An 11,189-nucleotide genomic window follows, 5' to 3' on the forward strand; every position below is an offset into this window, starting at 1 on the left:
CACCATGGCTTCTGGCACGTACGTCGAGGACGACTTCCAGCGCGACACGGACTACATCGAGGACCGGATCACCCGCGACGGCGCGGGCGATCGGGAGTGGCCGGTCGAGCCGAACCGCTACCGGCTGGTCGCGGCCCGCGCCTGCCCCTGGGCCAACCGCGCCATCATCGTGCGCCGGCTGCTCGGGCTGGAGGACGCACTGGGCATGGGCCTGTGCGGCCCGACGCACGACGAGCGCAGCTGGACCTTCGACCTCGACCCGGGCGGCGTCGACCCGGTGCTCGGGATCGAGCGGCTGCGGGAGGCCTACCTCGCGCGGTTCCCCGACTATCCCAAGGGGATCACCGTGCCTGCCGTCGTCGACGTGCCGACCGGCCGGGTGGTCACCAACGACTTCGCACAGATGACCCTCGACCTGTCGACGGAGTGGACGGCGCACCACCGCGACGGCGCCCCGGACCTCTACCCGGAGCCGCTGCGCGACGAGATCGACGAGGTCAACGCCTGGGTGTACGCCGACGTCAACAACGGCGTGTACCGCTGCGGCTTCGCCGGCAAGCAGGCTTCCTACGAGCGGTCGTACCGCCGGCTCTTCGGCGCGCTCGACCGGCTCGAGAAGCGGCTCACCGACCGGCGCTTCCTGGTCGGCGACACAATCACCGAGGCCGACGTCCGGCTCTTCACGACCCTGGTCCGCTTCGACGCGGTCTACCACGGCCACTTCAAGGCCAACCGCAACAAGCTCAGCGAGATGCCGGCGCTGTGGGGCTACGCGCGCGACCTCTTCCAGACCCCGGGATTCGGCGACACGGTGGACTTCGCCCAGATCAAGGCCCACTACTACGTCGTGCACAAGGACATCAACCCGACCGGCATCGTCCCCGCCGGTCCCGACCTGGCAGGCTGGCTGACGCCGCACCACCGGGAGCAGCTCGGCGGCCGGCCGTTCGGCGAGGGCACGGCGCCCTCCGCACCGCCCGCGGACGAGCTCGTCCCGCAGGAAGGACGCGCAGCCTGATGCCCACCACCAGCACCGTCGACGTCAGCACCCCCGACGGCACCGCCGACGCGATCCTGGTCACCGCCGACGGCCCGGGCCCGCACCCGGGCGTGCTGCTCTACATGGACGCGTTCGGCCCGCGCCCACGCCTGGCCGAGATGGCCGGCCGCATGGCCGAGCAGGGCTACACCGTGCTCGTGCCGAACGTCTTCCACCGGCACGGCCGCGCGCCCCTGCTCGACCTCAGCGGGCTGGCCGACCCGGACCAGCGGCACGCGCTGTTCGGCACGCTCGGGCCGTGGATCCGCGAGCTGACGCCCACGATGCTGGCCTCCGACAACGCGGCGTACCTCGACCACCTGCTCGCCCTCGACGACGTCACGGGCCCGGTCGGCGTGGTGGGCTACTGCTTCGGCGGCGCCGCCGCGCTGCGGTCGGCGGCCCAGCGGCCCGAGGACGTCGCGGCCGTGGCGGCGTTCCACCCGGCCCGGCTGGCGACCGACGACCCGGACAGCCCGCACCTGCTCGCCGACCGGTTCCGGGCCGAGGTGTACGTCGGCAGCGCCGACCAGGACCCGGGCATGCCGCCGGAGATGCAGCAGCGGCTCGACGACGCGCTGACGGCGGCCGGCGTCGAGCACACCTGCGAGCAGTACGACGGTGCGCTGCACGGCTGGACGATGGCCGACACCCACGTCTACGACGAGGCCGCGACCGAGCGGCACTGGGACGCGCTGCTCGGCCTGTTCGCGCGCCGGCTGGGCGGCTGACCCTCAGGAGCGGACGACCGCCCGGAGCCGGTCCCACTCGTCGGCCAGGCCGAGGTCGGTGCCGATGTCGAGCACGGTCGCCTCGAACAGCGCGCCGCTCGTGATCAGCCCCGGGTGCACGTGGCCGAACACCTCCAGCGTGACCGTGCCGTAGATGCGCGCCCAGGCGCGCTCGAACAGCCACAGCATGCCCGGCGTCACGGGTGACCCCGTGGCCGGCGACCCGAGCTTGTGCTCGGCGTCGTCGCCGGTGAGCGCCTCGAGCACCCCGGTCGGCAGGTCGTCGTCGGCGGGCACCGGGAACTGGTACGTCACCCACAGCCGCCCGAAGATGTCGGCGAAGAACGTGCCGAACTCGCGGGCCCCCATCTCCTCCGGCGCGCAGTCGCCCAGGGACAGCAGCGGCTTGTGCGCGTTGGCCTCGGCCTCCGGCGACGGGGGCGAGGCGAAGACCAGCCGGAACTCCTCCCGGTTGCCGAGCGCCCAGGTGCGGAACGCCGCGACCCCCGCGATGATCTGCGCGGCCGGGTCGTCGTCGGGGTGCTGGTCGCGCGCCACCGTCATCGCGGCGACCACGTCGACGAAGATCGCCCGCGCCACGAGCGTCAGCAGCTCGGCGTGGCTGTCGACGTATCGGTAGAGCGCGGGAGCGGTCAGGCCCATCTCGGTGGCGACCGCCCGGATCGAGACGTCCCGGTCCTCGCGCAGCAGCCTACGGGCCACCTCGACGATCTCGTCGAAGGTCGCCTGGCGCTGGCGCTCGCGCCGGGTGGGACCCGCCCCCTGGGCCGTGCTCGTCATCTGGTGCGCCTGCCTCTCTGCCGGTTCCCGCCAGCACATCATAAACGCTTGACACCGGAGTTTACATCCTTCACTGTTATGCCCGTTAACTGAAATGACGACAGATAGCGAGCGTGAGCGATGTACACCTGGGGACGGATCGTCGCCGCACGAGCCCGGCTGGTGCTCGTCGGCGGGATGGTGCTGGTGGCCGCCGCGGCGGCCTACGGGCTGGGCGTGTTCGGCCAGCTCAGCGACGGTGGGTTCGACGACCCCGCCAGCGAGTCGTCGCGGGCCCTGGCGGCCGAGCGCGAGGTGTTCGGCGACCGCGGCGCCGACGTCGTCGCCATCTACTCGAGCGACGACCTGCGGGTCGACGACCCGGCGTTCCGCGACGCGGTGACGGGGACGCTGGACGACCTCCCCGCCGGCGCGGTCGAGCGGGTCGTCTCCTACTACGACACCCCGGACCCGAGCCTGGTCGGCGAGGACGGCCGCACCACCCGGGTCGTGCTCACCCTCGCCGGCGACGGCCAGGACGCCAAGTCGCGGAGCTGGGACGAGGTCGCGGACGCGCTTGACGCGCCCGGGCTGACGACGAACCTCGCGGGCCAGTGGGCGGTCTTCGGCGACGTGAACGAGCAGGTCTCCGCCGACATCGCGCGGGCCGAGTCGCTGTCGATGCCCATCGTGTTCCTGCTCAGCCTGCTGATCTTCGGGAGCCTCGTCGCCGCGCTCATGCCGACGCTCGTGGGCGCGATCGCGGTGCTCGGCGCCTTCGCCGTCGTGCGGCTGATCACCGGCGTCACCGACGTCTCGGTGTTCGCGATCAACGTGATCACGCTGCTGGGCATGGGCCTGGCGATCGACTACGCGCTGTTCGTGGTCAGCCGGTTCCGGGAGGAGCTCGCCGGCCAGCCCGACGACAGCCGGGAGAGCGTGCGCGCCGCGGTCGCCCGCACGATGGCGACCGCCGGCCGCACCGTGCTGTTCTCCGGCCTGATCGTCGCCGCCTCGCTGGCCTCGCTGCTGATCTTCCCGCAGACGTTCCTCCGGTCCATGGGGTACGGCGGGGTGGCGGCCGTGCTGGTCGCGATGGCGGCGGCGCTGACCGTGCTGCCCGCGCTGCTCGTCGTGCTGGGCCGCCGCATCGAGCTCGGCCGGATGCCGTGGCGCCGCCGCGCCGCCCGCCGTACCGATGACCACGGCGCCTGGGCGCGGGTCGCGCACAGCGTGATGCGCCGGCCGGTGACCTACCTCGCCGTCATCACCGTCGGCCTCCTCGCCCTGGCCTCGCCGTTCGCGAGCGCGCAGTGGGGCAGTGTGGACGAGCGCGTGCTGCCGGAGGAGATGCCGAGCCGGGTGGCGGCCGACCTCCTCGCCGACCAGTTCGGCGGCGAGACGTCGTCCGCGACGATCGTGCTGCGCGGGGCGGACCGGGCCGACGTGCGCGACTACGTCGCCGAGGTCGGCGACCTGTCCGGCATGAAGGACGTGCAGCCGGTCGACGCCGGTCGCGACGGCGGCGACGCGATGACGCTGGTGAACGCCACCTGGGCCGGCAACGGCCAGACCCAGACGTCGCAGGACCTGGTGCGCGACATCCGCGCGATCGACCCCGGCGACGGCGCGACCGCGCTGGTCGGCGGACCGTCGGCGCAGGCCGTCGACATCATCGACTCCGTGGGCGACCACCTGCCGTGGATGGGCCTCGTCGCGGTCACGGTGATGCTGGTGCTGCTGTTCGTCGCCTTCGGGTCGCTCGTGCTGCCGCTCAAGGCGGTCGTGATGACGGCCGTCTCGATCGTAGCGTCGTTCGGCGTGGTGACGTGGATCTTCCAGGAGGGCCACCTGTCCGGGCTGCTCGGCTTCACCTCCCCCGGCTACCTCGACGTGACCCAGCCGATCCTGATGCTGGCGATCCTGTTCGGGCTCTCCATGGACTACGAGGTGTTCCTGCTCTCGCGGGTCCGCGAGGAGTGGGACCGCACGCACGACAACACCGCCGCGGTGGCCGCGGGCGTGCAGCGCACCGGCCGGATCATCACCAGCGCCGCGCTCCTGCTGGCCGTCGTCATCGGCGGCTTCGCGACCAGCGGCATCGTGTTCCTGAAGATGATCGGGATCGGCATGCTCGTCGCGGTGCTGCTGGACGCGACCGTCGTCCGGGCGCTGCTGGTGCCGGCCACGATGCGGCTGCTCGGCCGGGCGAACTGGTGGGCACCCGCGCCCCTCGCCCGCTGGTGGCAGCGGCACGGGCACCGTGAGGGCATCGCGCCCGAGCCGCCGGTCTCGCCGCAGCCGCCCGCCCGGGAACCCGACCTGGTGGATGCCTGAGTAGTTTCGGAGGCATGACGGAGCCACTCGACCTGCACCACGTCGACGAGGGGGCGCCGGACGGACCCGCGGTCCTGCTCGGCGCCTCCCTCGGCACCACCCACCGCATCTGGGACGCCCTCGCGGCCGACCTGGCCCGCGACTTCCGCGTCGTCCGGTTCGACACCCGCGGACACGGCGAGTCGCCGGCCCCGGCGACGCCGTACACCCTCGAGGACCTGGCCGCCGACGTCGTGGCCCTCGCCGACCGGCTCGGGATCGACCGCTTCGCCTACGCCGGCCTCTCCCTCGGCGGCGCCATCGGGCAGCGGCTCGGCGTCGACCACGGCGACCGGCTCACCTCGCTCGCGCTGTGCTCGACCGCCCCGGTGTTCGGCACCCCGGAGATGTGGGAGGAGCGCGCGGAGACCGTCCGCAGCCAGGGCACCAAGGCCCTCGTCGACGCGACGGTCGAGCGGTGGTTCACCCCCGAGTTCCGCGCCGATCACGCCGACCAGGTGTCGTGGGTGATGGACATGTTCCGCGCGACGCCCGACCACGGCTACGCCGGCTGCTGCGCGGCGATCGCGCGGTTCGACGCGACCGACGAGCTGGCCGCGATCCGCGTGCCGACCGTCGTCGTGGCCGGCGCCGAGGACCCGACCTGCCCGCCGTCGGTGGGCGAGGCGATGGTCGAGTCGATCCCCGACGCGGACTTCGTCGTGATCGACGACGTGGCCCACATCTCCAACGTGGCCAGGCCGGAGGCGTTCAACGCCGCGATCCGGGCGCACCTCGAGAAGCACCGGTGACGACCGTCCTCGACGGCGGGCTGTCCAACGCGCTCGCCGAGCGCGGGCACGACCTCGCGGACGAGCTGTGGACCGCGCGGCTGCTGCGCGACGCACCTGACGAGATCGCGGCCGTGCACCGCGCCTACTTCGCCGCCGGCGCGACCGTGGCCACGACCGCGAGCTACCAGGCCAGCGTGGACGGCTTCGAGCGCTCGGGCCTGTCGCGTGCCGAGGCGGAGGCGCTGGTCGCACGCAGCGTCACCGTCGCCCGCGAGGTGCGGGACGAGCTGGCCAGTGACGGCACCACCCGCCTGGTGGCCGCGTCGGTCGGGCCCTACGGCGCCGTCCTCGCCGACGGCTCGGAGTACCGCGGCCGTTACGGGCTGACCCGGACGCAGCTGCGCGACTTCCACCGTCCGCGGATCGAGCTGCTCGCCGCAGCGGGGCCCGACCTGCTCGCCGTCGAGACCGTGCCTGACGCCGACGAGGCCGAGGTGCTGGTGAAGATCGTCGCCGACGTGGGCCTCCCGGCCTGGCTGAGCTACAGCGTCGCCGGTGGCACGACGCGCGCCGGCCAGCCGCTCACGGAGGCCTTCGCCGTGGCCACGGGCGTCGACGCGCTGGTCGCCGTCGGCGTCAACTGCTGCGACCCCGACGACGTCGCGCCGGCACTCGACGTCGCGGCTCGGGTGACCGGCAAGCCCGGCATCGCCTACCCGAACACCGGCCAGGGCTGGGACAGCGGCACCCACACGTGGACCGGGACGACGTCGTACGACGTCACGATGGCGCCCGGCTGGGTGGCCCAGGGGGCCGCCTGGGTCGGCGGGTGCTGCCAGGTGGGGCCGGCCGACATCGCGGCGCTGGCCGCGGTGCTGGGTCAGAAATCGAGCACGTAGGCCCGCATCCCGCCGGTCGTCACGAAGCCGAGGCGGCGGTTGGCGGCCAGAATCGCGTCGTTGCCCTCCATGTTCTGGGTGACGATGCGCACCCAGCCCGCCTCCGCCAACGCACACGCCTGCGCGGCCTTGAGGCAGGTTGCCAGCCCCTGCCCGCGTCGGTCCCGGTCGACGCCCGTGAACCAGGTGTTGAGCGCGCCATCACCGGCGCGAGGCGCCAGCACCGTCAGCCCGACGAGCCGGCCGTCGGACCAGGCCCCGAGCACCTGCCAGGGCTCACGGATCAGCCGACGCCAGAGCGCGAACGGCATCGGCTCGCTGCCTCCGGCCATGTCGGGCGCGTCGGCCATGAGCCGCACGTACGCGGCGTGCACGCCGCGCCACTCGTCCTCCGTCGCCCCCTCCGCGAGCGACGCGACACGCACGTCGCCACCGTCCGGCACCCGCGACAGCGGGCGGATCTCCTCGGCGCGCGCCAGCTCGAGCTGGCTCTCCAGGTGCAGACCGTGGTCCTCGAACCCGTGGTCCGCCAGCACCTGCTTGGCGCCCTCGTCGCCGTCGTCGACCTGCACCAGGACGCCGGGCACGCGCTCGGGCGTGCAGACCTCCAGGACGGCCTGCCAGAGGGCCCGCCCGACGCCGCGGCGACGGTGGTCGCGCCGCACGTACACGTGCCCCAGACCGCGGTGCCCGTCCCCCGCTCCGACTCCGAGTCCGTAGCCGGTGCCCACGAGGACCCCGTCGTCCTCGGCCACCATGAGCCGGCGGGGGAAGTCGCCGCTACCCAGGAGCTCGCGCATGGTGCCCTCGCCGAGCCAGCCGCGCCACCCCTCGTGCACGGCGTCGAGGTCGTCGGTCTCCGAACAGTCCCGCACGACGATGGTCATGCGGCCATTGTGCGGCGGGTCAGCCCCAGTCGAAGCGCGAACCGGTGAGGTCGAGCGAGAGGTCCCAGAGCTTGCCGGCCAGCGCCTCGTCGCGGGCGTAGCGGCTCATCCGCGCCGGCCCGACCGGGCCCCGGCTCTCGCGCAGCCGCTGCGGCCCGGTGTACGACGCCGGGCCGGCCTCGGCGACGGCGTACAGGGTCGGGTTGGCGCCGGCCGCGGCCGACTGGAAGAGCAGGCGCAGCACGGCCGGCGCGAGCGGGCGCACGCCGGGGATCGCGCCGAGGCCCTGCGGGCTCGTGACCAGGCCGGTGGCCGAGACACCGGGGTGTGCGGCGTTGGAGACCAGGTTGCTGCCGACGAGGGCCGCGCGACGCTGCAGCTCGAACGCGAAGAGCAGGTTGGCGAGCTTGGTGTTGCCGTAGGCGTGCTCCGGCCGGTAGGTCCCGCCCTGGTTGCCGTCGAGCACGTCCGGGCGGCCGCGCCAGTGCGCGATCGACGAGACCGTCGTGACCCGGGGCTGCTCGGCCGCGAGCAGGTGCGGCAGCAGCCCGGCGGTCAGCGCGACGTGACCGAGGTGGTTGGTGCCGAACTGCAGCTCGAACCCGTCCACGGTCTGCCGGTAGCGCGGCGGCGTCATCACCCCCGCGTTGTTGACCAGAACGTCGAGCGGGCCGTGCCAGCGCTCGGCGAAGCCACGCACCGAGGCGAGGTCGGCCAGGTCGAGCTCGGCCACCTGCACGCCCGTGGCACCGTCGGCGGCCATCGCCGCCACCGCCTCCTCGGCGGCGGTCACGTTGCGGCAGGCGATCGTCACCTCGGCGCCGGCCCGGGCGAGCGCGGCGGCGGTGTGCCGGCCGATCCCGGAGTTGCCCCCGGTGACGACGACGGTGCGGCCGTCGAACGACGGCAGGTCGGCGGGAGTCCAGGTCATGACCCAGACGTACCCGCGGTACGGGAAGACGAACCGTGCGGCCGTGACATGCGTGCAAGGATGCCCACCGTGCTGCACTCACTGGCGGGCCGCGCGGAGAACCCCATGCAGACGCGCATCCTCGAACGCCTCCGCGACGAGGGGCCGCTGTCCCGGGTCCAGCTCGCGGACCTCCTCGGCGTCTCGCGTACGACGATCGCGGCCGAGGTCGCGCGGCTGTCCGAGCTCGGCCTCGCCCAGGAAGTGGGACAGGCCGCCTCCCGCGGGGGCCGGCGCTCCACCCTGGTCGACCTCGCCGACGACATCCGGTTCGTGGGCGTCTCGATCGGCGCCACCGGCATGTCGGTCGGCGTCACCGACGGCCGGGTCGCGGTGCTCAAGACCCGCACCATCCCCTGCGACATCACCCAGGGCCCCGAGCCGGTCCTCGCGCTCGCGCTGAAGGAAGCCCGAGCCCTGCTCGACGAGCTCGGCATCGAGCGGCCGATGGGCGCCGGCATCGCCGTGCCCGGCCCCGTCGACTTCCACCGCGGCGTCCCGGTTTCCCCGCCGATCATGCCCGGGTGGGACGGCTACCCGGTCCGCGACGCCCTCGCCCGCGAGCTGGGCGCGCCCGCCGTGCTGGACAACGACGTCAACGCGATGGCCCTCGGCGAGCAGCACGCCGGCGTCGCCCGCAACGCCCGTGACTTCCTGTTCGTGAAGATCGGCACCGGCATCGGCTGCGGCATCGTCGTCGACGGCGAGCTCTACCGCGGCGTCGACGGCTGCGCCGGCGACATCGGGCACATCCGCGTCGAGGAGTTCGGCCCCACCTGCGCCTGCGGCAACACCGGCTGCCTGGAGGCGTTCGCCGGCGGCTCCGCCCTGGCCCGCGACGCCACCGCCGCCGCCCGGGCCGGCCGCTCCCCCGCCCTGGCCGCCCTGCTCGAGGAGCGCGGCGAGCTCACCGCCGCCGACATCTCGCTCGCCGTCGCGCAGGGCGACGCCCAGGCGGTGCAGCTGATCCGCGACGCCGGCCGGCGCACCGGCCAGGTGCTCGCGAGCCTGGTGTCGTTCTTCAACCCCGGCCTCATCGTCATCGGCGGCCGCGTCACCGGCCTCGGCCACGCACTGCTCGCCGAGATCCGCGGTGTCACCTACCGCCGCTCGCTCCCGCTCGCCACCGGCAACCTGCCGATCGTGCTCAGCGAGCTGGGCGACGAGAGCGGCGTGATCGGCGCCGCCCGGCTGATCAGCAGCTCGGTCTACGCGCCGCTGCGGGACCGGTCGTGAGCCGCCCGCTCGTCGCCGGCGTCGACTCCTCGACGCAGTCCTGCAAGGTCGTCGTCCGCGACGCCGAGACCGGCGCGCTCGTCCGGTCCGGCCGGGCCGGCCACCCCGACGGCACCGAGGTCGACCCGGCCGCGTGGTGGGCCGCCCTGCAGAAGGCGGTCGCCGACGCGGGCGGCCTCGACGACGTCGCCGCGGTCGCCGTCGGCGGCCAGCAGCACGGCATGGTCTGCCTCGACGAGCGCGGTGACGTGGTGCGGGACGCCCTGCTCTGGAACGACACCCGGTCCGCCACCGCCGCCGACGACCTGGTCTCCGAGCTGGGCGGCGGACAGGCCTGGGCGGACGCCGTCGGGTCGGTCCCGGTCGCCTCCTTCACCGTGACCAAGCTGCGCTGGCTCGCCGAGCACGAGCCCGACCACGCCCGCGCGACCGCGGCCGTCTGCCTGCCGCACGACTGGCTGACCTGGAAGCTGTCCGGCAGCCGCGAGCTCGCCGACCTCGTCACCGACCGCAGCGACGCCAGCGGCACCGGCTACTGGTCGGCCGAGACAGGCGACTACCGCACCGACCTGCTGGAACGCGCGCTCGGCCACGTGCCCGCACTGCCCCGCGTGGTCGGCCCCGGCGAGGCCGCCGGCCGCACCCCCACCGGCGCGCTGCTCGGACCCGGCGCCGGCGACAACGCCGCGGCCGCCCTCGGCCTGGGCGCCGGACCGGGCGACGTCGTCGTCTCCGTGGGTACGTCGGGCGTGGTCACCGCGATCGCTGACCGCGGGTCGCGCGACGGGACCGGCGCCGTGGCCGGGTTCGCCGACGGCACGGGGCGCTTCCTGCCGCTGGTGTGCACGCTCAACGCCGCCCGCGTCCTGGACGCGATGGCGCGGGTGCTCGGCGTCGACCACGCGCGGCTGTCCGACCTTGCGCTCGAGGCGGAGCCGGGCGCCGGCGGGCTCGTGCTGGTCCCCTACCTCGAGGGCGAGCGCACGCCGAACCTGCCCGACGCCTCCGGGAGCCTGCACGGCCTCACGCTCGGCAGCGCCCGGCCGGCCGACTTCGCACGGGCGGCCGTCGAAGGCCTGCTCTGCGGCCTCGCCGACGGCCTCGACGCACTGGTCGCCCAGGGCGTCACCCCGCACCGGGCCCTGCTGGTCGGCGGGGGCGCCGCCTCCGAGGCGGTCCGGCAGGTCGCCCCGACCGTGCTCGGGGTCCCGGTCGACGCGCCACCTCCCGGCGAGTACGTCGCCGACGGGGCCGCGCGCCAGGCCGCGTGGGTGCTGGCCGGGACCGACGCGCCGCCCGCGTGGGCGCTCGCCGACGTGGCGTCGTACCGGAGCAAGGCGGTGCCGGCGGTCCGCGAGCGCTACGCCGCCGCGCGCGCCGCCGCCTACCCGGCCGGCTGAGGCTCGGGAGCCGTCGCTCGGAGGTCCGTTATGAGCCTCTTTGTCCGTCGAACTTTCGAAATTGACTTGGCAAAGTCTGCAGCCTGAATGCAGAAAATCGCGGGGAAGGGCTTGCACGATGGCGACTGGCCCGCTTA

10 protein-coding genes are annotated in these 11,189 nt (G+C 74.2%); 7 read left to right on the forward strand and 3 right to left on the reverse strand.

Going from position 1 to position 11,189, the window contains the following annotated elements:
• Nucleotides 1–4 precede the first annotated feature (4 nt).
• Both ETU37_RS01510 and ETU37_RS01515 read left to right on the forward strand, forming a co-directional pair.
• A complete protein-coding gene (locus ETU37_RS01510; protein ID WP_129985110.1) occupies nt 5–1,018 on the forward strand; it encodes a glutathione S-transferase family protein in 1,014 nt (337 codons plus the stop codon).
• Nucleotides 1,018–1,770, forward strand: a complete 753-nt coding sequence (locus tag ETU37_RS01515) for a dienelactone hydrolase family protein (RefSeq protein WP_129985111.1) — start codon at nt 1,018–1,020, stop codon at nt 1,768–1,770. The genes ETU37_RS01510 and ETU37_RS01515 overlap by 1 nt, the downstream gene beginning before the upstream one ends.
• A 3-nt stretch (nt 1,771–1,773) precedes the next feature.
• Here the strand turns inward: ETU37_RS01515 and ETU37_RS01520 are convergent, their stop codons facing one another.
• On the reverse strand, nt 1,774–2,571 hold the full coding sequence (locus tag ETU37_RS01520; RefSeq protein WP_129985112.1) for a TetR/AcrR family transcriptional regulator: 798 nt from the start codon (nt 2,569–2,571) through the stop codon (nt 1,774–1,776).
• Between the two features lie 120 nt (nt 2,572–2,691).
• Here ETU37_RS01520 and ETU37_RS01525 point away from each other — a divergent pair, with 120 nt between their 5' ends.
• The 3 genes from ETU37_RS01525 to mmuM are packed head-to-tail and all read left to right on the forward strand — an operon-like array spanning nt 2,692 to nt 6,559.
• On the forward strand, nt 2,692–4,887 hold the full coding sequence (locus ETU37_RS01525; protein WP_206053627.1) for an MMPL family transporter: 2,196 nt from the start codon (nt 2,692–2,694) through the stop codon (nt 4,885–4,887).
• A gap of 14 nt (nt 4,888–4,901) precedes the next feature.
• The gene (gene pcaD, locus ETU37_RS01530) at nt 4,902–5,678 is read left to right on the forward strand and encodes a 3-oxoadipate enol-lactonase (protein WP_129985113.1); all 777 of its coding nucleotides are present in this window, start codon (nt 4,902–4,904) and stop codon (nt 5,676–5,678) included.
• Entirely contained in the window at nt 5,675–6,559 is an 885-nt protein-coding gene (mmuM, locus tag ETU37_RS01535) for a homocysteine S-methyltransferase (RefSeq protein WP_129985114.1), read from the forward strand. Before pcaD ends, mmuM begins: the two co-directional genes overlap by 4 nt.
• Here the strand turns inward: mmuM and ETU37_RS01540 are convergent.
• Nucleotides 6,541–7,446 carry a GNAT family N-acetyltransferase gene (locus ETU37_RS01540; RefSeq protein ID WP_129985115.1) on the reverse strand — a complete coding sequence of 302 codons (906 nt, stop codon included), beginning with the start codon at nt 7,444–7,446 and terminating at the stop codon, nt 6,541–6,543. The genes mmuM and ETU37_RS01540 overlap by 19 nt on opposite strands.
• Nucleotides 7,447–7,465: 19 nt before the next feature.
• Entirely contained in the window at nt 7,466–8,377 is a 912-nt protein-coding gene (locus ETU37_RS01545) for an SDR family NAD(P)-dependent oxidoreductase (RefSeq protein ID WP_129985116.1), read from the reverse strand.
• Nucleotides 8,378–8,446: 69 nt separating this feature from the next.
• On the opposite strand from ETU37_RS01545, the gene ETU37_RS01550 reads away from it, so the two are divergent.
• Together ETU37_RS01550 and xylB are read left to right on the forward strand one after the other, a co-directional pair.
• A complete protein-coding gene (locus ETU37_RS01550; RefSeq protein ID WP_240755471.1) occupies nt 8,447–9,652 on the forward strand; it encodes an ROK family transcriptional regulator in 1,206 nt (401 codons plus the stop codon).
• Nucleotides 9,649–11,052 (forward strand): xylulokinase, encoded by a 1,404-nt coding sequence (xylB, locus tag ETU37_RS01555; protein WP_129985117.1) that lies wholly within the window; start codon nt 9,649–9,651, stop codon nt 11,050–11,052. Before ETU37_RS01550 ends, xylB begins: the two co-directional genes overlap by 4 nt.
• Nucleotides 11,053–11,189 lie beyond the last annotated feature (137 nt).

The sequence above is a fragment of the Nocardioides iriomotensis genome, assembly GCF_004168035.1.
Lineage (GTDB): Bacteria > Actinomycetota > Actinomycetes > Propionibacteriales > Nocardioidaceae > Nocardioides_B > Nocardioides_B iriomotensis.